Consider the following 21,355-nt stretch of genomic DNA (forward strand, 5'->3'; position numbering starts at 1 on the left):
AGCAATATACCTCTAAAAACATCATTTAGCGGCAGTCTCTCGCCCTACCTCGCTGTAACTGATTTTAGAAACACGCTCGCGAACTACTTCATTCGACCTCTCACTCTCTGACTCACCCGGAAACTCCACTCTTTCACCGATCTCCTCAGCAAGATCTTCTTGACCGTCTTCCCGGTAGTACTCCTGAACAGTCTCCACATACCCCTTGATAGAGCCGTAGATCCTTGTCGCCCTGGCAGACTCCTTGTACCGCTTCACAACCATCTCCGGATCCGTAGGAGGATACACCCCTCTCTGGACCTGGAACTCGTCACGAACACCGAGAAGCGTCCCACGATCCAACCTCTCGGCGAACTCCCTGTACTTATTCAAATCCAATCCCTCTACCTCAGTCCAGAAGATGTGACACAGTACTTCGTCCGAATTCCTGGCCTCCTCGCGTTTATCCAGGACAGCCTCAACTACATCGTGAAGCGTCTCGTAACCGTGCTCAACACCGTGGAACCTGATACTATACCTGGGGCAATCCTCCGCATCAACATACTCGAAACCGTTCTCCGGCGGCTCCTCCGGATTCGGCTTCCGAACCGCCGTCAACGGCTCAAAACGAACCTCCCCCTTCCTGATATCAGAAATCACCGACTCGCCGATCACCCTCTCGCCGTCGCTAAACAGGATACGCTGCTCCTCACCCGATAACTCCGGCTCCTGCCGTACAGGAACACGGCAGAACCGGCCCTCATACCGACCCTGCAAATGCTTCTTCACCCACTCCTCCCTCATCTGAAACAGCAAATCCTTCACTCGAAACCACCTACCTCGTACAGATCCTCCAGCTCATCGATTTCCTCGATACTTTGATGAAGCCCCTGCATAATCTGCAGGCGCTTCTGCCTCTGATACATCAGGTACTCACCGGGATTAGCAACCACTCCGCGATTCAACTTCTGATAGATCTCCCTCGGCGTATCCAACTGATTGATACTGTGGTCCTCCCTCACCGGACCAGCATCAATATCGAAGTAATCAATCGGCTCATCGTTGTCTACCACGTCTCAATCACCTCGCCACACTCACAGGTAATCTTCACCGGAGCCTCATCTTCTTCAACCACTTCGACGTTGTCTCTGCTACCTGGATCATCCGGGTTGTAGAAGTTCTTCCTCGAACAGTTCACACAGGTCAGGAAGTTCAGGTCCTTCCTGTTCTCCGGAAACTCGGTGTGCTCCTCATCGACATGACTCTGCAACGCTGGCATCACCTCAAAGCCCTCACCACAGATCTCGCACTCAAGCTCCGCCTCCGTCGAGGACTCTGACTCCTCTGATACCCGTCTATCGAAGTGTTCCGAACGCCGACCCGTATCAGGATTCAAATCATCATCCCAACTCACGCCCGATTCTCACCTGTTCTCCACTCCTCAACGATGTTACGCCGAGTATGCTCCATATCGTTCTGCCGGTTGATCTTCTCAGAAGAATCGATGTGGTTCTCAGCCCGGTAAATCCCCTCCTTGAGAAGAGCCTCATCCAAAGATTTGCTTACAAACTCCTCGTCGTCATACGGACAGGACACCTTGTACTGGCCATCATCCATCTCTTCAACGTGATCCAAGTTCAGATATACATCAGGATTAGCCATCTTCAGAAATCACCTCTCCTGGAGCTCACTACGAATCGTCTGTAGCTTTTGACCAGCTGCCTCTACATCACCAGCCTTGAGATCTCGTTCGACTTCATCAAGAACCTCCTCCAATTCTTCATCAGAGAGAGTCTGAGCCTTCCAGTCCTCAACACGGTACTCAACGATCTCGACCAAGTGCTCGACGATCTCCTCGAGCTCCTGCTTCACAGCTTCTCGACTGGTATCGTCAAGAGACCCTGAAGAACGCCATACCTCCAGCTCAACGTTCTCGTACTTTTCTCCGATATTGATTTTGCGAGTGATTGTAGCCCCTGTACTGGGCATTTTGACCTGTTCTACTCTGTCTGATTCTGTCACTTCGTGTTCCACCTTGTCAGTAATTGTCCTACCCTTCTATCCCACAATTTTGTAAGATATTTTATAAGTGTTTGGTGGACACCAAACATCCGGAGAAGAAAGAGGAAAAAGGTCTGCACAGTCCTTGGTTCTCAACAGATTCAGACTACAGGTGAGCAAGCCCAATACCCATCACATAGAGTACCGGGATCATCACCGCCGATACCCCGGTAAAGATCGCTGCGAAAACCGCCTTATTCCGGGTATTACTCAGGTTCAACTGCATCCACAGATTCCCCTGAGTCGTACCGGTCACCCGCATCGTCGCCACCATCGCCGTCAGCAACGATAGGAACATCGAGAACCAGAACTGTCCCGACATCAGATAACCAACTAAGCCCATAGAACGATATTCTCGAACTCTCTTTTTATCAGTTACCCGAGAAAACGGAGAAGTAGATACTGGGGTGGAGAAGAGAGGGAGGAAGCAGGTGTGTCCGTCCACCACTCCCGCTGTTAGTCGGGTAGGTGTCTATGCCCGCCGGGTCTCGGCCAGTAGCAGAGGTACCAAGGAACCTCGGGCAAGCTGATTTCCTACTCTTCTCCGCCCCAGACAAAGTCTCCTTCAATACAGAATCATCCATCCACATTTAAAAAACTACGACGTGGTCCGGTTCCCGACCACTTCCCTACCCTGGTCATGGACCCGGATATCCTCAAAGCTGGAATTACCCCACTCCTGGTACAGACTCCCCAACGAAACACTACATCCCGTCGAACCAGCATACCGGAAAACACCATCAGAAACCCTCTCCCGGTCACTCTCCGACAAACTACACGCCAGGAACTCACTACTCGAAGAGTCGAACCCGATCCTGTACTCTCCAGATCCACGAGACTGGAAAAACACATCCACACTCTCGACGTCCTCGACCGACCAACTCCTGTTCTCCACTACGGGCAACTGGAGGCTGCACCTCGTCGACTCATCATACAGGAAGGTATCCCGAGAGATCTGGAGCTCATCCCTACGGCTCACATCACACGAAACACCCATCGATCCATTACGGCTGTATACCGAAAAACTTCGATTGAACACTCCCTCACTCTCATACACCGCAACAGCATCCTGGAAACCCTGCATATCTGGCGAAGAATCCACAGGCTCCCCAACGAAACCAGTCGGCCCGTACGTAACACCTGCCAGCGTGAAGATTACACCGGCTAAGAATATTCCTCCGGCTACGAGACCACTAGTGAAAACTCCGAAAAACTCGTCTTCACCAGAGCTTTCATCCACTTCTTCCTCTTCGACCAAATCGTCCGTCACTAATCATCCACCTGTTTAGTCCGAATTACTGCTGCTGTTTGACGACTGATTTTCTGAAAACTCGTCCACCATCTCGAAGAACTCACGCGCCTTCTCAGTCATCGCATCATCCAGCTCAGAGTTCTTCGTAGCAAACCGGACCTTCTCCATAACCTCCGGCTCATTCTCAGCGACAACCTCCAACGCCTCAAGCACCGCACGATACTGGTAATGGAACTGGGCAAAGAAACGACCCAAACTGGCCACAGAGTCACCAGGAGCATCACTCTTCACCATCTCCGGAAGCTCTGAATACCCGTCCGGTAGCATCACGTAGATCTTCCTCGGCGAGATCTCACCCTGTCCCCAGGTCAACAAGTTATCAGGGTATACCTCAGTCCGCTGCAATCGATCCGACTCCTCCTTGTCAACAGCATCCGTCGGATACCACTCAACAATAGTCCGAGTCTCCCCGTTCCGAGTCTTCGTCTCCTGATCCACATACTGCCCGATTAGAAAGTTTTGAGCAAACTCCATCTTCTGCGTAAAGTTCAGCACCAAAGGATGCTCCGCCTGATCGTTAAACAGTTCCATAGTATAATTTCACACCTCAAGTCTCCGCGCCACTGCTGTTTGAATCAGATTTCCTGTAAGGAAGAGCTGGGCGCTCCCTCTCCCTCTTCAACTCACCGTTCTCGTACTCCCTTTCCGTAATCGTCTGAACCAACGACTCCGCCAAGTCCTCACGAGCACTCTCCATAGCCTCGTTGAAATTCTCCATCTTGGAAGCACGGATCAATCGAGTGTTGTTCACCTGGCGAACCGTCTCCTTCATCAACTCGTGATCACTCACATCGACCTGCAGATTACTCTGCTCCAAGTCCATCAGGAACCCAACCTTCTCATTCCGGTTCCGGCGTTCAAACACCAACTGGTACAGCCTCACCGGATCACTATCCTCACGCTGACCACCCTCAATTACAGGACCACGATCCACCGTTTCCTCTATCCTCATCAGCATTTCAAAACGTAGATAATACCTGGCGAGGTCGAAGGCTTCAGCCTCACTCAGCTGCTTCTCCGACTTCCGACTGAAATCAATACCATCATCCGACCTGAACTGGACAGCCGCAAACACTACCCCGACAATCACCAAGGTTCCCACAGCTAAACCTACTCCGTACCAGCTGAACAGTACTGACGGCAACTGAATCCACCCTGCCGCCAGCAACACGACAACTACCAGGGCGAACAGTACTCCGACTGCGGCTGCTGCTCGACGTCGATCCACCACTTAGCAAAACACCCTTTCTACATCCGCCGATCTCTCGACGCTTCCATCCAGATTTTGAACATCTTAACTCCTCCAAACGCCATACCAAGCAAAACAAAGAGAATCAGCAAAATTGTATTAAACGTCCTCCGGTTCTCCTGCTCCCGCTGATCCTCCTGAAGCTCTTGCTCAATCTGCCCCGCCAACCGTTCAATCGCCTCAGTATTCCGCTGCGTAGCGTTCGCCACTTGACTCAGGTTCGAACCAATAGCTGTCCGTGTCTCCTCCTGCTCCGTACGAATCGTATTCTGCTGAAGCCGGATCCTCTCCAGGATATCACTGTACTTCTCTGTGGACGCATTCGCATACTGAATCAACGCGTCCCGTTCCGCCTCAGTGAAATTCGCCTGATACACTGGCGTATTATTGATGAATTCAGTCCGGTTCTGATATCGAACCACCTCGCCACCACAAATCGGTAAATCCTGGTTCTCCTCTTGGGCACAGAAAGACTGGATCTCCTGCAGGTACTCCACGATATCCTCCTGCCGCTCCACCTCATCATACTCCCTGAACGGCACAAACACACTCACCGAGAAACTCCGTGTCTCGAAGTTTTCACCGGAAACCTGGACTGTCCTCGTATAGGTGCGGTTAGTAGCGTTCGTCGGATTCTCACTCGGCTTAGGAATACTGACGTTGAACTTCACTAAGCGGCTATCATCCCTGGTCAAATTGAAGTCACTTCCTGGGTCAAAGCGGATATCCTCAGCATCGTACGACACGTTGAAGCCGGTCTCATTCCCATCATTCCGCACCTCAAACACCGAGGACTCAGACTCACCCAGCTCCAAGGTAAAGTTCTGCTTGAACACATCCAACGAGACATTCGTCTCCTCATAGAACGTCGACAACTGGAAACTCAGCTCCGGGTAGAAATTCTTGTCAAAAGTAATCCCCGTGTTGTTCCCCTCCGTCTGATTGTAGTAGTAAGGTACGGAGAAGGAGTCGTTAACTCTGGTCGGCGTCTCCGTGTAAAACTCCGCCTCCACCGTCCTGGACTGAGACGCGTTGATATGGAACCGGTTCTCCGACCAGTTCAAGTACGGCTGGTCCTCCAGGGAGACGTTGTAGATCTTCTTATCCTGATGTTCGTTGACGAACTCGAACTCGAGCTCCTGCACCTGATGAGCAGGCAGAGACTCCGTCACATTACTGGGACTGACCGAGAGCTCTGGGACTTCAGCAGCTGCCACACCTGAAAACAGGACTACAGCGAGAACTAAGACGCTACTCTTCTCCACCACTTTCACCGTTATAGTGTTCGCTCCACTGCTCAAGACGATCCTCTAGGTTTTCGTCGACACAGGTATTCCCCTCCCCAGTATCCAGACCTGCGTCGATCAAAGCGGACAGAACAGTCCTCTGATTGTACTCGCTTCGGGCAACAGCGATGTCGAGCTCTGTCTTTAGATCCTGCTCGATATCGTTGTTCAATCTATCCAAATTGCCAGATAGGTCTCTATCTATCAATCTATCCGCCTATCAAGACATTATCTCACTTAATTTATAAAAGGTATGCTGGGAAAACACAAGTATGGCGGTCGGGGACCGACTAACCAGGATCCAGAAATATCAGATCTTTACTACAGGAGGAATCCTCGTACTCGAACTACTCGCATACACAATCTTCGGACTCCTCCAAGGATTCGAATACCTGAACACCTGGATCCTCAACCACTTCGTCGCCGTCATCTTCTTCGCAGTACTACCCTTCTCCCTGATACCGACCTACTCCGCCATCGACGACCTCTGGACCAAACTCCTCAAACAATTCACCTTCACCGGCCTCCTCATCGTATCAATCTCAGCCATCACCTGGATCTACTACCAATTCCACCCACCAACAACAGGATTCGGAAAAATCGCCTCCTGGTTCGCACGAGCCATCGGCATCTACGGACTCATCAACATCGCGATCATCCCAGGAATCCAAAGAAAAACGAGTCAATAGTCCTCCGGCTCCCAGTACTGCAGATTAACCTCTGAATCCCCGTACTCTTCCTCGAACACTTTGATCCACGTCGGATACTCCACATCCCGGAACGACTCCCAACCCATACCTTCGAACTCAACCCGAGCGTCAAAATCGAAATCCCAGTCCGCACCGTGATCCCGTGCGTGAACCTCAGCAACAGGATACGGATCACCAACCTCCGGCTCCTCCACATCCGCCGCCAGCAAAACACCAAGATCCTCGTAGTCGATATCCCCGAGCTCCCGGTAATGCTCCAAACGCTGAACAGCGTAACTGGCCGTATCCCGTTCCTCAATCAAACTTCGGCATCACCCTCGACCTCGGCTAAGACTTCTTCCGCGTGACTGCGGACATCGTGGTAGTTCTTCTGCAACGTATCCAGCATCTTGTGCTGATCACTGTGATTGTAAGAGCCGATATCATTCTTCTCAACAGCACCGTAAAACACCAGAGCGTCCTCGTTCTCCAGGATCACGAAGACTGCTCTGTAATCGGTACCACCGGCCTGGAAAGCCATCTCCGCGTACCGATTCTTGTAGATTAACTTGTGAAGACGCTGCCGGAGAGACGGAACCGAGTCCTTCCAACGAACCTCCTTCTGCTTGCGCTCAATCCGTGACTGCAACGCATCCAACACCTGATCACCGTGCTCATCCCTCACCTGCTCCTCGTGATCCTCAGTGAAGACAAACTCAAAACCATCACTCACCGGTCCAAGCACCCCCACTACTTCCAGAGTATTCCTCGAGAACCTGCCGAGCCTCCTCATACTCGTCCTCCTCAATCGCATCCATCACATCTACCGCAGCACCCGGACCCACAGCTGTCTTCAGTTCAGAAAAGAACTCATCCTGCAACTCCGCATACTCCAGATTCCTCTCAAGATCCTCCTCAAGATCATACTCTTCCGCAAGCTCCTCCAACTCATCCAGGTAACCCATCACCTCCTCTATCGGTGATTCTCACCCTCTGGAACGACTTCCTGGTTTTCCAAATGCTCAATCAAAGACCGAGACTCACAGCTACCAGTCATAGACTTCACGGATAACAGATTGTCAAACCCTATTTAAATTGTTTAGCGATGTCAGATCAGGGAGACTATACCCCCGGCAGAATCAAGAACCGGATATGTACGACCTCACAGGCTTCCAACGCGATCTTCTCACCGTAACCGCCGGCCTCGAAGACCCCCACGGACTCGCGATCAAAGACGAGCTCGAAAACTACTACGAGAAAGAAATCCACCACGGACGACTGTACCCCAACCTCGACACCCTGGTAGAGAAAGGACTCGTCGAGAAAGGAGAAAAAGACCGCCGCACCAACAACTACAAAGTCACCCAGAGAGGCCGCAGAGAAATCGAAGCCCGGCGTGAATGGGAAAGCCAGTACCTCGATTTATAGCTGGTACTCCGCCGATTCAGAACTGCCGCAGCCTGGACACGACTCCATCTCCTCCTCTAAACTGGTGCCGCATTGCCGACACTCAAACATCCGCTCCTTACTATTCGAAAACCAAGTAACGCGTTTCAAAACACGCAACATAGATCTACTCTGGATCGACAACATCGCGGCAGTCAGGACATTCAGCCCATACACCACCTTCGTACTCAATAAGCGTGTGCCGTGGTAGTATCTCACAGCCGCAATGCGGACAGTCACCGAGACCGGGATTCTGGGCACTCATATTCTCTTACGGAAAGGCGTGAAAGGGGGGTTCGGAAGCGGAGCGTGTGATTGAGGGCCGAAACACCCTCTACCAGAATCAAAGAACGTGTCACCACATATAGCTCAGGTTACCGGAGCGAAAGTAGAATACACTATCGGCGCATCCACACCGGTACAGTGGCCGAGTTCGAGGTAGGAGATAAAGTCCGGATCGATATCCCTGACGAAACAGATCCTGACTACGCAGAATTCCACGGGAAGCACGGAAAGATAGTCTCAACACTGGAAGACAACCTCTCAGGGCTTACCGGGGAACCGGAACACGACAAGATCTACAGAGTCGAACTTGAAGACGGGCGAACAGTAGACCTACGACACCACGACCTACGCCCGCCTATAGAATAAAGAACGAGAAACTACGACTCAAAAAGAGACCTAAACTCTGATCTGAAGCTTCTGAACGCCGATTCAGCCTCTTCTATTGATTTCGCACCCGTAATCACCGTTTTTCCAGAGCCGAACACGAGCAGCACAGATTCGTAATCAGTAGGGCGGTAAACCAGTCCAGGGAATTGCTCAGGTTCGTACTCGGTTTTCTCCAATCCCAACCCGATGGCAAGTGCAGAGAGATTAACTGACTCCTCTAAATCTCCGACACCGACATAATTCTGAATGGAGAACCAACTATCATCAGATTCAGGAAGAACACCGTGGTCGTGAAGAGTCGTAAGAAACCGGTCACGGATCTCCATCGCTTCCTGCTCAGAAGACGAACCTGTGATAATGTACTTGCCCGTCCGATATAGCGTTATCAACGGTTCAGACTCGCCAAATCGAAAATAGGCACCAGGGTATTTTCCCGGGTCATAGTCGACCAGGTCACCAAGCTCCTGAGCAACAGCTTCAAGATCGAGTTCAATATCTAAAGAGCCAGAAGAAACAACATTGACCACATCTACCATCGTATATCTCTTGACTGGTATATTGGTTGTCGGGACTTATACGCTTGTGATATCCACGGCCAAATCAATAAGTATATCCCATCTGTTAATTATAAACTCGGTTTTGATATTCCAAGCAAACTTCTTTGTAGTCATCACCGGAACCAGAAGGTATGCAAGAACAAGAACTCGTTCAGCAGACTTACGACGAGCTCACAGACATCTACGGAGAGGACCGAGTCATACTTGAGCCGTTCATCGAGGGACAACTAAGCCTCCGTCCCGACCTTGCCGTCTTGGATGAAAATCTCAACGAGTTCTTTGTAGTCGTTGAATGCAGCACCGTTATCTCGGAACACAGGGAGCGAGAAGACCTGAAAGAGCTCCACCGCCTGATGAACCACTCTGGAGCACCATACGGCGCACTGGTTTCCGAATCCTTCGAATACATCTTCAAACTCGTTCCCGGTGAAGAAGGCGAACAGGTGGAACGCGAACTCGCCGACTTCCCCAGTGATGACAGTCAGGAACAACGAGCCCTGGAATCTGCAGAAGAGATCCAGATGAAGTTCTGGCGGCTTGCCGAATACTTCAGAGGGAAGATCGGTAGAGAAATCGAGAGCCAACTCTACCACAGCCTGTTCCGAAAACTGGCCGCCGAACGACACAACTACAACCTGGATATCGACAACCTCTCCGAACAAGACCTGACGGAGATAGACGAACTGATCGAGGAAAAATATCCGCCGTTCCAAGCGCAACGCCATCAGCACGATGTCGAGTTCCAGAAACAGGTTTTGAATACATTCTACGGCATCGACTTAGACAAAACCCCACCGAGACTTGCCGAAGCATTCGTCGAACTCGAAGAGCAGTCACAAAGAACTGCGCCAAAAACAACTCCTCTCTGGCTGAGCAAAGCTTTTCTCGACCTATCGGAGACCGGTGAGGGAGATGTTGTCCTCGATCCCGCCGCAGGGTACGGAAACATCCTTCGAGAAGCCAATGCCCGAGGTGCAGACGCACACGGCGTCGAGATCAATATTAACGCCGTAAACAGCGCAATCTTTCTCAACGAGCTGTTCGGCACTAGCGTCTCCTACACGACGGGCGACTACCTGAAACTTTCACAGATAGATCACAGCTTGCCAACAGAGTTTGACCAGGTCTTCATCGATCCACCGTTCAACCTACACTACGAGAAGCCGGACGGAACCCCTGCACGGAACGGCGACGAAAAATTCGTCCTGGACTCACTGGAACGGCTCAAACCTGGCGGCCGCCTAACGGTCATACTCCCGGTCGGGAAACTGTACAAAAGAGGGGCTTCCGACTTCCGAGAGACACTCCGTACAGAGTACACCATAGAATCTCTGATCGAGATCGACACCCCGATCTATGACCATACCGGGATCTCTACAGTAATACTCCAAATAGCAAACGAACCATCCTCACCAAGCGACGAGATCTCCTACGCCATCGTTGACAGTGACGAAGAACCGGAGCGGAGAATTCCAGAAATCGTAGACGATATCCGACTCGGCAAGGCCGATACACTGCAGCTGAGCAGGCTGGATGGCGGCTCCTATCTCCCCAGTGAAATCATCCAGATGGACAAGACAAGCCGCCAACTACAACAGGAGTACGACGAGGTGAGAGAGATCCAGGATGTCGCTGAGGAAATCCGTGGCGGCACCAAGAAACCGGACCAAGTCTTCGAAGAAGATGGTGAAAACCGGCTGCCGTACGTCAATATCCGTGATATCCAGCAGCAACAATACTCCGAGTACCTCGATGTCAACGAGAACATCGTAAGAGCGGACGAGACAGATGTCCTAGTCTCGGCCACCGGAGCAAAGATTCACATCCACCATCCCGAAAGAGAAATCGCTCCAAGCTCGATGTGGGCTGTTGTCCGCTTCCGTACAGAGGAGGAAGCACTGGTATACGCCCACTTCCTGGATACGGAACTGGCCAGAAATCAACTGGAATCGATGCAAGGCGGAGCGACAGTACAACACATCCCAATCAGAAGATTGCGAGAACTGCTGGTACCAAAGTTCTCAGAGAACCAGATCCAGGAGAAAGCCGGAGCCATCCGGAAGCGACTCGAAAAAATCGCCGACCTGGAACAAGAACAGGCACAGCTCCAAGATGACCTCGAAGGTCTCTTCGGAGGTGAATCAATATGAGTCAGTCCTCCGCCCCGCCGACCAACGAGGAGATGATCGAAGAGCAGATCGAGAAGTGCTTCGATCTGCTGGCAGACATCATCGAACCCCGAATTGACGTCGAGAGCGACGACGACGTCTACCAGAAGATAGACGAGTACTTCGGATGGGTAGAACAGTCCACACGAGACTCTTTCCAAGACCGGTTCAACACCGCGCAGCTGTACAATTACCTTCGATACGTCTTCCTGGGTCTCGCCGATGAACAAGGATACCGCGACAAGCTACAGCGAGAAGTCGGCGGAGAAATCCGGAACGAAGACAACGTGGTCAACGCCTACCGCTGGTTCAAAACCTACTCAACGGTGCTCCTCGACGAGGAAATAGAGATTTCATACACGTTCGCCCTGGAGAATCTGAACGAGTATCGCGAAGATGAGATCGCCCACCCAAAGGAACTCCCATCACCTGACCAGCAGGCTGATCCCGTACTCCTGAGTTCACTCCTCCTCATCTGGAACGCACTAGAAGGAGTCATCCGGACCTGGGGACGGATCCTGGACTTGGACGAGGACACATACGAAGAGCGCCGCCGCCTTCTCGACGACGACCACGACTTCCATATCGGATTCGTCGACCACGTAGAAGGACGGGTCGGATACGTCACCTCATTCCAAGAAGGAGAAGCAGGCAAAAGCATCAGAATAGAGCCGCAGTACGTCGAATACTTCCCATCAGAGGGAGACGTGGTCATCCTGAAAGCGGAGCAACAGTACAACCACAACGACGAACCCTTCAGCAGCCTCACACCGGTCATCGAGAACAACAACCGAGTCCGGAAATTCGTTGAAAGTAGCATATAATGAGCCTTCACATCGTCCCTCACGGAGAAACGACAGTCCACATCAAGCGAGGACTACAAGCCTACGGGTCCGCCGACCACGTCCAGCTACTGACCAGCGAAAAATTCCAGTCAGTCGGAAACGAACTCGCAGAAGAACTCACTGAGTTCGGATACAACGTCGAGATAGACCTCATCGACGCATTCGACCTAAGAGACGTAGTCGATACAGTCGTGAGCGTAGCAAGAGAAAACCCCGACCAAGAGATCTACGTGAACATAACAGGCGGTACAAACCTGATGGCCGGGGCAGCCACCGCCTCCGCCTTCTTCATCGGGGCGACCCCATACTACGTCCTGGAACCCCAGACCGGGGAAGAATCAGTTGACGACCTCGTAAAGAAACTACCCTCACCTACCCAACCACTCAACTTCGAAATAGAAGGACTACAACTCGAGGTCCTCGAAACCCTCGGCAAATGGGACGACGAAGGAAGAAAAGGCGTCATCCTACGCGAAATCGGGGAAGAACTCAGTGAATCATCGCAGAAAATCAGCTACCATGTCAGCCAACTAGAAGAGAAGGGTCTAGTCGAAACAGAAATGGAAGGACGAACGAAACACGTCTATGTAACCGACGTGGGGCGTCTATACCTTCAGTGGACCTCACATGAATAAACTAACGCCGCTCAAAACCACCCAGACAATATGATTGGAAACTCCAGCCTCAACGAAAGCTCACAGCCAGAATCGACAACAAACAAGCTTGAAGTGCCGCTCAAGAGGTGTTAAAATATGAGTATTAACGGCGACGATTCTAACGAGTTCGAGAAAAGCCTCTGGCAGTCCGCAGAGGGCCTCCGCGGACCCGTAGAATCAGCTGAATACAAGCACATCGTCCTCGGCCTGCTCTTCCTGAAGTACATGTCGGACGCATTTGAGGACCGTCGGGAAGAGCTACGAGAGCTGACATACGACGAGGATTCTCTGGAGTATTATGTCGGCGACGACGATCAGGAGCGGCAGTTCATCTTAGAGGACATCGACGCCTACCGCGCAGAGAACGTCTTCTACGTCCCCGAGGAGGCCCGGTGGGATAACCTGGTTGGCCGTGCTACCCACCCAGACATCGGCTCCCAGATAGACGATGCGATGAGAGCAGTTGAGGAAAAAAACCCTGACCGGTTGGACGGGATGCTTCCCAAGCGATACTCTCGTATCCCACAAGATACTCTTGAAGGACTCCTAAACGAGTTCTCTGAACTAGATCTTGGAAACGGGAAAGATACGCAGGACGAAGACGTCTTCGGAAGGGTCTACGAGTACTTCATCAAAGAGTTCGCCCGTGAAGAGGGGCACCGTGGCGGAGAGTTCTACACCCCCAAACACGTCGTCGAGCTACTGGTCGAGATCTTAGAGCCATTTGAAGGCCGTATCTTTGACCCGTTCTGCGGTTCTGGCGGGATGTTCGTCCAGAGCCACAAATTCCTGGAACGCAAGGGTGGCGACGAGGACCAGATCTCGATCTATGGCCAAGAGGTCAACGAAGCTACTTGGCGCATCTGTAAGATGAACCTCTTTCTCCGAGGTATTGATGGGAACATCCAGCTCGGAGACAGCATCCGGGACGACAAGTTCGGCAATCTCAGTGCTGACAAGATCATCACGAACCCACCGTTCAATATGAGCGAGTGGGGGAAAAACACCGTTTCAGATGAAGACCCGCGATTTGAGTACGGGATGCCGCCTTCCAACAACGCGAATTTCGCCTTCATCCAGCACATGCTCTATCACTTGGATGAAGATGGAATGGCTGGCACAGTAATGGCAAACGGCTCTATGTCTGTTCAAGGAAGTGAGGGAGACATCCGAGAAGAGATTATTGAACATGATCTTCTGGATGCCATTATCTCCCTGCCTCAGGAGCTATTCTATACGACTCAAATCCCAGTCTGTCTCTGGATCCTAAGTAAGGGCAAAGAATCTGACCAATATCGTGAGCGCAGCGGTGAAACCCTGTTCATCGACGCTCGAGATCTGTACAAGTCTATTGATCGAACAACAAATAAATTGACTAGAGACCATATTAACAAAATTGCGAACACCGTCCGGGCCTATCGAGGTGAGGACGATGTTGGCGAATACGAAGATGAAACGGGGTACTGTAAAGTCGCAAGTATAGATGAGATAGCTGATAATGATTACATGGTCACTCCAGGCAGGTATGTCGGAGTTGACCAAGATGATGGCGATGATATTCCATTCGAGGTGAAAATGGAAGAGCTCACGGCAGAAATCCGTGAGGAGTTCCAGAGATCTGATGATCTTCAAGAAGAAATCGAAGAAAACCTTCGGGAGGTGGGATTTTGAGCGATCAATCCGACTTAAAGGAGTTTGCAGATGTGGATAGTCAAAACAAAGAGCAAGATTCGGTAGACTGGGAAGAGCGTATCTTCTCAGATGTAATAAAAATAAACGATTATCCAAGCTTAGAGAAGGGTGAGGAACAGACACATGTGGGTATGAAACATATTGAGGAGAATGTGCGGAAAATTCAGAAAACTGTGAAGAAGGAATACAAATACTCCAAGCCGAGATTTGAGAACGGAGACACACTCTTCGCACGTATTACGCCTTGTCTGGAAAACGGCAAGACGGCTTTCGTAGATATTCTGGATGAAGGGGAGGCAGCTACGGGATCTACAGAATTCCTAGTCATGTCTGCTACAGAAGATGTTCTGCCGAAATTCGTCTATTACACTGCACGGAGACCAGATGTTCGCCAATTCGCAATCAAACGTATGACTGGTTCATCTGGACGGCAGCGAGTACCTACAGACGTTTTCGATAATATTTCAATAAAAATTCCTCCATTAGAAGAGCAGGAAAAGATAGTAGGATTCCTTGATGCAATAGATACGAAGATCGAAACTAATGATCGAATTATCGAACTATGCGACTCAATCTCGCAAACGATCTTTAGCTATTGGTTCGAGTCATTCAGCCCATATGATGAGTTCAAAGATACAGAAGAGGGCGACATTCCTCAAGAATTTTCTGTCGCGGAAATTGGCGATGTTTGTAGCTTTGAATACGGTGAGAAGTTAACTAAGGACGAACGTGAAGGCGACGAATATCCAGTATATGGATCAAACGGAATTACTGGGTGGCACAAGGAAAGCCTGATTGACGGCCCGGGTATAATTGTCGGTAGGAAGGGAGTGAACTTTGGATCTATAAATCTAGAGATGGGTGATTTCTGGCCAATTGACACGACCTTCTACATCGAGCCGAATAACGAATCTGAATTGTTCTACGTCTATCATTTACTACGTACTGTTCCGTTTGATCATTTGGGTTCGGATTCTGCCGTTCCGGGGCTAAACAGAAACGTAGCAGAGGACCAAGATATTGCTCTCCCCCCGGAGAAAGCCCGGAGGGAGTTCAGTAACTTAGTTCGACCCTTCCATAAAAAATCTCACGAGCTTCGTAGTGAAAATAATACTCTTTCAGGATTACGTGATACGATCCTGCCGAAATTGTTAACCGGAAAAATCCGCTTGAACGTGTAAAGAGACAAGTTCTTATAAATCGTGGATACTCCTAAATGGCTCTTGACGAACTTCAGTTGGCTGAGAAACCAGCTATCGACATCTTACAAGACCTCGGTTATGAATATGCCTCACCATCTGATTTAGCCGAGGAACGAACCTCGAGTTCACAAGTCGTTTTACGAGAACGCTTAGAAGAAAGCCTCCAGAGAATCAACCCAGACATCCCCCGAAGAGGCTTGGAAGAAGCCGTTACACAGCTCACCAGTACACAGTCCCCGAACCTACTGGACGATAACCGATGTCTCCACGAGCAACTGGTAGACGGCGTCCAGGTAGAGTATGAGCAAAACGCAGAGCAAGTCGGCAGGTTCGTCAACCCGATAGACTTCGACAACCCGGAAAATAACGACTGGCTGATCACCACACAGTTCACCGTCCAAATCGGTGACAAGCCACGACGCCGCCCCGACATGGTCGTCTTCATCAACGGACTTCCCATCAGCGTCTTAGAGTTCAAGAACCCGACCGACCCCAAGGCTACACTGGAAAACGCCTACGACCAAGTCAACAACCGGTACTGGAACGATATCCCCAAGCTCCTACGATACAACGAAGTTGTCGGCCTGATGTCGATGAACGAGGCCCTTGTGGGCGGCCTCAAGGCAGGCTGGGAATGGTACAGGCCGTGGCGATACATCGAGGAAGAAGGTGACGACCCGGACTACTCCGAGGAAGAAGTCCTGCTTCGAGGAGTCTTCGGGAAGGAACGCCTCCTGGACCTGATTGAGAACTTTGTCGTCTTCAGCGACAAGGACGGCCAGCTGGCGAAGATCCTTGCAGGGTACCACCAGTTCTACGGAGTCCGTGAAGCAGTGGAAAGCGCGAAAGAGACGATGGGCAGTGAACTCGGTAGGGCAGGAGTCTACTGGCATACACAGGGATCTGGGAAATCCCTGTCAATGGTGTATTTTGTCCGGAAGATACGCCGCAGCGAAGACTTCGGCAACCCGACCTTCGTAATCGTCACTGACCGGAACGACCTGGACGAGCAGATAGTCCACACGTTCAGCGACGCCGGTTACAATGTTGACTGGGCTGACAGCATAGAAGACCTGCGCGACCAGTTAGACCGGAAAGCAGGCGGCCTGGTCTTCACCACTATCCAGAAGTTCCAGACCAAGGACGACGAACGGGACTATCCTGTGGTAAACGAGCGCGAGGATATCATCGTCATGGCTGACGAAGCCCACCGGTCGCAGACAGAGCAGCTTGGATTGAATCTGCGCCAGGCACTTCCGAACGCCTCGTTCCTCGGGTTCACAGCTACACCGATCCACGAAGGCGACAAAGCCACTCGAACCACCTTTGGGAACCACGTCAGCGAATACACTATCGACCGGTCGGAACAGGACGGCTCCACCGTCCCGATCTACTACGAATCACGTTTCGCAAAACTCCAACTCAACAAAGAGGCAATCAGCGAGTCGGTTCGAGAGCTGTTGGATTCTGGTTCAGAGGATCTGGAAGACGAACTCGTGGAAAAGTGGACGAACCTCCGCCGGATAATCGAGAACGCTGACGACCGGTTAGAGAGGCTTTCCGAAGACATCGTAGAGCACTACAACGACCGTGAAATCGAGGGAAAGGCGATGGTTGTTGCCATCAGCAGGAAGGCAGCAGTGAAATACCAGCGGTACATCGAGGAGCAGCCCGAGTCTCCAGAGGTCGAGGTCGTAATCTCGGAGCCTGAAGAGTACATCGACGATCCCCCGCCAGAAGGTGAACTGAAACGCCGGTTCAAAGATCCAGACGACCCGTTGAAAATCGTGGTTGTCTGCGACAAGTGGACGACCGGGTTCGACTGCCCTCCGCTCCACACTCTGTACATCGACCGTCCGATGAAGAATCACAACCTGCTTCAGACCATCGGACGAGTCAACCGCGTCTACAAAGACAAGCCCGGCGGCTTGGTTGTCGACTACATTGGTATCGCAGAGGACCTGCGGAAAGCCTTGGACAAGTACACGGCAGACATCCAAGATACGGCGATGGTGGATATCGAAACTGCCGTGGAAGTGATGGAGCAGAAGCACCATCAGGTTTCCCAGTATCTTTCGAACGTCGACTATGAGGGCTGGCAGGAGCTCAGCGAGGTAGATCTAACCCGGTTGATTCACCGGGCGGAGAGCGAGGTAATCGAAACCGAGGAAAAGCAAGAGAAGTTCATGCAGGCTGTAGCTGAACTAAGACGTGCTTTCGCCCTGGTTACTCCGCACGAAGCTGCTAATAAGATCCGATCAGACTTGCTCTTCTTCGAGTCGGTCCGGGATAGTCTACGGTCACTTGAGGCGGAAAACAGCCGTCAAGACCAGGATATGGACTCTGCGATGAAGAAACTGATCGCGGAAGGCGTTACTGCGGACGACGTCATCTCTGTAGCCGGGTTCGACAAGTGGAAGTCAGAGGAACCGATTGTAAGCGACGAGTTCCTCTCCGATGTCGACCGGGTCGAGGAACCCGAACTCCAGGCAAAGATGCTTGAATCACTGCTGAAGAACGAAATATCGACTCGGAAGCAGCAGAACCTGGCGAAGTACGAATCCTTCGAAGAGGAACTGGAGGACACGTTAAATGAGTACAACAACCAGTTCCTGACGACGGACGAGGTCATCGAGGAGCTGCGGAACTACGCCGATGAACTGCAGCAGGAAGACCGGAGAAAGGAACGCCTCGGGCTGACAGAAGAGGAGCTTGCCTTCTACGACGCGATCAGTTCCAACACTGACTCTGAGATACCAGAAGACAAACTCAGCGAAATCGCAGAGGAGCTATGCGAAATGCTGAAAGAGAATGTCAATATTGACTGGACGAATCGGAAAGCGATGAGGTCGAAACTAAAAATCCGAGTCAAGGGACTCCTCCGTAAAAACGGGTTTTCCCACGACGACTATGACCCACTTATAGATCCGATTGTCCACCAAGCTGAAGCGCTATACGGCGATGTGACCGGCGAAGCGGGCTCATAAATCAGGCTTCTACTGACACCAGTTTCTCTTCCAGATGATCTATAGCTGAGGTCGCCTGGCTACGGTTCTTCGCGCCACCGATAATCACCTTCCCACTTGAGAAAAGTAAGAGGGTGACTTCATAGCCATCTGGGCGAAAAACAAGTCCAGGGAACTGTTCAGGCTCGTACTCGATATTATTCAGTCCAAGCGACACGGCTAAGGTCTCCAAATCAAGCTCCTGGCCAAGATCCTCCATACAGACAATAGTTGAAACCTCAAACTGGAACTCAGGTATTTCTACGCCAATACCATCCAGGAGCTGCGTGAACCGGTCCACAGCTTCCTGCAGTAATTCCTCGCTTTCGGCTCCACGAATCTGAAAAGATCCAGTCCGGTAGACCGTATACGCAGGCCCTCCTTCTTCTAACCGGATAGTCACCATACTCGCGGATTGGAAGTTTGCATCAACCTCCTCAACCCGGTTCTCCAACTCTGAGACGAAAGCCTCCAACTCTACCTCTCGGCCAAGAGAACCAGTTCCCATCGTGCTTACAACCTGCATTTGCGGTTATTGCTTACGCATAGGCCGTCACCGGCTTTAAACTCGTAGTAAGCAACCTGGGCCAGTAATTGAAAGGTTAAAAATTTGACTTTTCCTTGTCCCACTATGGACTATCCTATATCAACGAAAGCCGGCGGCTACATTCGAGACCGAGCTCACAGGGTGGGCGTCTAATCGCATCGGATTCGCACTACAAGGAAGCAGCTGACCCCGTCGTCAATGAACTGGAAGCAGTACAGAGAAGCGGCCATTCGATGCATAGAGTCTATGATGACTGGCTCGATTTGATGCTCTACTCCCTACAAGGAGACGATGAAAACTACATAGATACCATAGACGACTACGGAGAAAAAGACGCTCAACACTTCTCAAAAGCTTTCGCTGAACTCCAATACGCTATGAGTGAGACGGATGGAGACATACTCGGAGTAGTCTATGAAGAACTTGGACAGAGTAGCGACCACTTCGGCCAGCACTTCACACCTCACAGCCTCTCTGATGTTAAGGCAGAAATGGTGATTGGCGAAGAACATGGAGACAACGAGCCATACACAGTAATGGATCCTGCATCAGGAAGCGGCAGGCTACTGATGTCGGCCTCAAAGATCAACCCCAACGGCGAGTTCTATGGAATCGACAAGGACTCCACCTGCGCCAAGATGACTGCTCTCAATCTCACCTTCTTCAACCTGGATGGATACGCTATCCACGGCGACTCGCTGAAGATGGACTACCACCGGATCTGGAGAACAAACCAGACCATCCTCGGTGGCGAGATCCGCGAGCTGGACGCCGACGAATGGCAGAGTCCGTACCGAGAGAACCAGCAACAAGACGCGGATTACGTCGAAGAAGATCCGCTTGCCGATCCCGAAGAAGCCGATATCGATTTCGACAACCTTCGAGAAACAGCGCTTAGCGACTTCAACACAGATAGAGACCCCGAATAAAGAAGCCCCAGTCAATCTGTTCCAAAGAACTACCACCATACAGAGCCTCACGAGTACGTAACAAGGTATGTCGACCAGCTCAATCAGCGAGTTCTCCACCCAAGCCCTGTCTCTTCTGGAAACCGAATTAGCAGATGTTGACGGAACCAGGCTCCAAGTCTCTCCAGAACTCCGACTATCCTACTTCAACCCCTTCCTCTTCGACTCCGGAGAAAAATTCACCAAATACCCGTTTGACGCAATCGTATATCGCCAGGTAAGCTGGGAACCCACCGGATTAGACCAGATCGACGACATCGAGCGATGGTTTCTCGAAGGAACCGACTCCGTCGAGATACCGATCGCAGTCATCGAATTCACTGAAGAACAAGCACTCACATCCAACGCAGCTGTAAACCAGGTCGCTCTCGAAGCCCTCTCAAAATTTGACGCTCTCCTACCCATAAGAGTACGATACGCTCGATTCGGTAGCTCCTCCCCCAGCTTCGAACAAGACAACGGCATAGTCTATTCCAAGGTACACTCAGCGAATGCTTCCGCTATTCACCGCAGCATAGTAGAACCGATACAGGCCCATATAGCCAGATATACCGATCAAGAACTTATCGAAGCATTCGACCTAGAAGAAAAGGTTCGACACTCCGACCCCGAGATATTCTACCACTTCAACGACGTCCTCTGGGCCTACAACCACGACCGAGAAAACATACTCGTCATCCTGCTCTCAGTCTACTTCGAGAACTACGTCAAAGACACCTTAGAAGACTACCTCGAAGAAGCCCAGGACAACCCTGCCGCCTCCAACTTCTACGACGACGACTGGGGATTCGAACGCTGCCTCAACGGATGCAGAAGCTTCGGGCTCATCGAAGACGACGACTACAACACCATCGACAAAATCCGGGACGCCAGGAACGACTACGCCCACGACATCGAATCCTTCAATAACACCTACAGCACCGACGCAGAAGACGAAGGAATCATCGAAGACGGAATACAGCTATACGAAGAACTGATCGGCGTCAAGAAATCCATCCTCGACGATTAACATCGACCGCCA

27 protein-coding genes are annotated in these 21,355 nt (G+C 51.2%); 11 read left to right on the forward strand and 16 right to left on the reverse strand.

What is annotated here, in order from left to right; all coding sequences use genetic code 11:
• Positions 1–21 precede the first annotated feature (21 nt).
• The 10 genes from ALTAJ2_RS02705 to ALTAJ2_RS02750 all read right to left on the reverse strand — a co-directional run bounded on the left by ALTAJ2_RS02705 (position 22) and on the right by ALTAJ2_RS02750 (position 5,875).
• Positions 22–804: a hypothetical protein gene (locus ALTAJ2_RS02705; protein ID WP_007110810.1), complete on the reverse strand. Its 783-nt coding sequence runs from the start codon at positions 802–804 to the stop codon at positions 22–24.
• Positions 801–1,052, reverse strand: a complete 252-nt coding sequence (locus ALTAJ2_RS02710; protein ID WP_007110809.1) for a hypothetical protein — start codon at positions 1,050–1,052, stop codon at positions 801–803. The genes ALTAJ2_RS02705 and ALTAJ2_RS02710 overlap by 4 nt, the downstream gene beginning before the upstream one ends.
• Positions 1,046–1,393: a hypothetical protein gene (locus tag ALTAJ2_RS02715; RefSeq protein WP_007110808.1), complete on the reverse strand. Its 348-nt coding sequence runs from the start codon at positions 1,391–1,393 to the stop codon at positions 1,046–1,048. The genes ALTAJ2_RS02710 and ALTAJ2_RS02715 overlap by 7 nt, the downstream gene beginning before the upstream one ends.
• The gene (locus ALTAJ2_RS02720) at positions 1,390–1,641 is read right to left on the reverse strand and encodes a hypothetical protein (RefSeq protein WP_049900983.1); all 252 of its coding nucleotides are present in this window, start codon (positions 1,639–1,641) and stop codon (positions 1,390–1,392) included. The genes ALTAJ2_RS02715 and ALTAJ2_RS02720 overlap by 4 nt, the downstream gene beginning before the upstream one ends.
• A 9-nt stretch (positions 1,642–1,650) precedes the next feature.
• A complete protein-coding gene (locus tag ALTAJ2_RS19035) occupies positions 1,651–2,001 on the reverse strand; it encodes a hypothetical protein (RefSeq protein WP_144240187.1) in 351 nt (116 codons plus the stop codon).
• Between the two features lie 145 nt (positions 2,002–2,146).
• A complete protein-coding gene (locus tag ALTAJ2_RS02730; RefSeq protein WP_007110805.1) occupies positions 2,147–2,383 on the reverse strand; it encodes a hypothetical protein in 237 nt (78 codons plus the stop codon).
• Between the two features lie 255 nt (positions 2,384–2,638).
• Positions 2,639–3,310, reverse strand: coding sequence for a hypothetical protein (locus tag ALTAJ2_RS19040; RefSeq protein ID WP_144240188.1), 672 nt, complete (start codon positions 3,308–3,310; stop codon positions 2,639–2,641).
• A gap of 15 nt (positions 3,311–3,325) precedes the next feature.
• On the reverse strand, positions 3,326–3,883 hold the full coding sequence (locus ALTAJ2_RS02740) for a hypothetical protein (protein WP_007110803.1): 558 nt from the start codon (positions 3,881–3,883) through the stop codon (positions 3,326–3,328).
• A gap of 16 nt (positions 3,884–3,899) precedes the next feature.
• On the reverse strand, positions 3,900–4,454 hold the full coding sequence (locus ALTAJ2_RS02745) for a hypothetical protein (RefSeq protein ID WP_049900980.1): 555 nt from the start codon (positions 4,452–4,454) through the stop codon (positions 3,900–3,902).
• Between the two features lie 146 nt (positions 4,455–4,600).
• Positions 4,601–5,875 (reverse strand): COG1470 family protein, encoded by a 1,275-nt coding sequence (locus ALTAJ2_RS02750; protein ID WP_007110801.1) that lies wholly within the window; start codon positions 5,873–5,875, stop codon positions 4,601–4,603.
• A gap of 284 nt (positions 5,876–6,159) precedes the next feature.
• Between ALTAJ2_RS02750 and ALTAJ2_RS02755 the strand changes: the two genes are divergently transcribed.
• Positions 6,160–6,576 carry a hypothetical protein gene (locus ALTAJ2_RS02755; protein ID WP_007110800.1) on the forward strand — a complete coding sequence of 139 codons (417 nt, stop codon included), beginning with the start codon at positions 6,160–6,162 and terminating at the stop codon, positions 6,574–6,576.
• Here ALTAJ2_RS02755 and ALTAJ2_RS02760 read toward each other — a convergent pair.
• Genes ALTAJ2_RS02760 through ALTAJ2_RS02770 form a run of 3 tightly spaced genes read right to left on the reverse strand, consistent with a single transcriptional unit; the run spans position 6,570 to position 7,541 of the window.
• A complete protein-coding gene (locus ALTAJ2_RS02760; RefSeq protein WP_007110799.1) occupies positions 6,570–6,899 on the reverse strand; it encodes a hypothetical protein in 330 nt (109 codons plus the stop codon). The two genes, ALTAJ2_RS02755 and ALTAJ2_RS02760, sit on opposite strands and share 7 nt — an antisense overlap.
• The gene (locus ALTAJ2_RS02765) at positions 6,896–7,369 is read right to left on the reverse strand and encodes a hypothetical protein (protein ID WP_152421251.1); all 474 of its coding nucleotides are present in this window, start codon (positions 7,367–7,369) and stop codon (positions 6,896–6,898) included. Before ALTAJ2_RS02765 ends, ALTAJ2_RS02760 begins: the two co-directional genes overlap by 4 nt.
• Complete coding sequence (locus ALTAJ2_RS02770; RefSeq protein ID WP_007110797.1) at positions 7,302–7,541, reverse strand: hypothetical protein; 240 nt, start codon at positions 7,539–7,541, stop codon at positions 7,302–7,304. Before ALTAJ2_RS02770 ends, ALTAJ2_RS02765 begins: the two co-directional genes overlap by 68 nt.
• Positions 7,542–7,728: 187 nt before the next feature.
• Here ALTAJ2_RS02770 and ALTAJ2_RS02775 point away from each other — a divergent pair, with 187 nt between their 5' ends.
• Positions 7,729–8,004, forward strand: a complete 276-nt coding sequence (locus ALTAJ2_RS02775; protein ID WP_007110796.1) for a helix-turn-helix transcriptional regulator — start codon at positions 7,729–7,731, stop codon at positions 8,002–8,004.
• 145 nt (positions 8,005–8,149) lie between these two features.
• On the opposite strand, the gene ALTAJ2_RS20475 is transcribed toward ALTAJ2_RS02775, so the two are convergent.
• Positions 8,150–8,287 carry a DUF7837 family putative zinc-binding protein gene (locus tag ALTAJ2_RS20475; protein WP_449289161.1) on the reverse strand — a complete coding sequence of 46 codons (138 nt, stop codon included), beginning with the start codon at positions 8,285–8,287 and terminating at the stop codon, positions 8,150–8,152.
• Positions 8,288–8,445: 158 nt separating this feature from the next.
• On the opposite strand from ALTAJ2_RS20475, the gene ALTAJ2_RS18450 reads away from it, so the two are divergent.
• On the forward strand, positions 8,446–8,673 hold the full coding sequence (locus tag ALTAJ2_RS18450) for a hypothetical protein (protein ID WP_007110795.1): 228 nt from the start codon (positions 8,446–8,448) through the stop codon (positions 8,671–8,673).
• Between the two features lie 11 nt (positions 8,674–8,684).
• Here the strand turns inward: ALTAJ2_RS18450 and ALTAJ2_RS02780 are convergent, their stop codons facing one another.
• Entirely contained in the window at positions 8,685–9,230 is a 546-nt protein-coding gene (locus tag ALTAJ2_RS02780) for a TATA-box-binding protein (RefSeq protein WP_007110794.1), read from the reverse strand.
• A 152-nt stretch (positions 9,231–9,382) separates the two neighbouring features.
• On the opposite strand from ALTAJ2_RS02780, the gene ALTAJ2_RS02785 reads away from it, so the two are divergent.
• The 6 genes from ALTAJ2_RS02785 (at position 9,383) to ALTAJ2_RS02805 (ending at position 18,801) form a co-directional block, all read left to right on the forward strand.
• Positions 9,383–11,401 (forward strand): N-6 DNA methylase, encoded by a 2,019-nt coding sequence (locus ALTAJ2_RS02785; protein WP_007110793.1) that lies wholly within the window; start codon positions 9,383–9,385, stop codon positions 11,399–11,401.
• Entirely contained in the window at positions 11,398–12,243 is an 846-nt protein-coding gene (locus ALTAJ2_RS02790; RefSeq protein WP_007110792.1) for a hypothetical protein, read from the forward strand. Before ALTAJ2_RS02785 ends, ALTAJ2_RS02790 begins: the two co-directional genes overlap by 4 nt.
• A complete protein-coding gene (locus ALTAJ2_RS02795; RefSeq protein ID WP_007110791.1) occupies positions 12,243–12,899 on the forward strand; it encodes an HFX_2341 family transcriptional regulator domain-containing protein in 657 nt (218 codons plus the stop codon). Before ALTAJ2_RS02790 ends, ALTAJ2_RS02795 begins: the two co-directional genes overlap by 1 nt.
• Positions 12,900–13,016: 117 nt before the next feature.
• Positions 13,017–14,591: a type I restriction-modification system subunit M gene (locus tag ALTAJ2_RS02800; protein WP_007110790.1), complete on the forward strand. Its 1,575-nt coding sequence runs from the start codon at positions 13,017–13,019 to the stop codon at positions 14,589–14,591.
• Positions 14,588–15,793, forward strand: coding sequence for a restriction endonuclease subunit S (locus ALTAJ2_RS18455; protein ID WP_081603402.1), 1,206 nt, complete (start codon positions 14,588–14,590; stop codon positions 15,791–15,793). Before ALTAJ2_RS02800 ends, ALTAJ2_RS18455 begins: the two co-directional genes overlap by 4 nt.
• A 35-nt stretch (positions 15,794–15,828) precedes the next feature.
• A complete protein-coding gene (locus tag ALTAJ2_RS02805) occupies positions 15,829–18,801 on the forward strand; it encodes a type I restriction endonuclease subunit R (protein ID WP_144240191.1) in 2,973 nt (990 codons plus the stop codon).
• Between the two features lies 1 nt (position 18,802).
• On the opposite strand, the gene ALTAJ2_RS02810 is transcribed toward ALTAJ2_RS02805, so the two are convergent.
• The gene (locus ALTAJ2_RS02810; RefSeq protein ID WP_007110787.1) at positions 18,803–19,345 is read right to left on the reverse strand and encodes a TATA-box-binding protein; all 543 of its coding nucleotides are present in this window, start codon (positions 19,343–19,345) and stop codon (positions 18,803–18,805) included.
• A gap of 287 nt (positions 19,346–19,632) precedes the next feature.
• Here ALTAJ2_RS02810 and ALTAJ2_RS02815 point away from each other — a divergent pair, with 287 nt between their 5' ends.
• Both ALTAJ2_RS02815 and ALTAJ2_RS02820 read left to right on the forward strand, forming a co-directional pair.
• Positions 19,633–20,295 carry an N-6 DNA methylase gene (locus tag ALTAJ2_RS02815; RefSeq protein ID WP_007110786.1) on the forward strand — a complete coding sequence of 221 codons (663 nt, stop codon included), beginning with the start codon at positions 19,633–19,635 and terminating at the stop codon, positions 20,293–20,295.
• Positions 20,296–20,362: 67 nt separating this feature from the next.
• Positions 20,363–21,343 (forward strand): hypothetical protein, encoded by a 981-nt coding sequence (locus tag ALTAJ2_RS02820; protein ID WP_007110785.1) that lies wholly within the window; start codon positions 20,363–20,365, stop codon positions 21,341–21,343.
• Positions 21,344–21,355: the final 12 nt, after the last annotated feature.

This window comes from Natrinema altunense (assembly GCF_000731985.1).
GTDB classification, from domain to species: domain Archaea; phylum Halobacteriota; class Halobacteria; order Halobacteriales; family Natrialbaceae; genus Natrinema; species Natrinema altunense.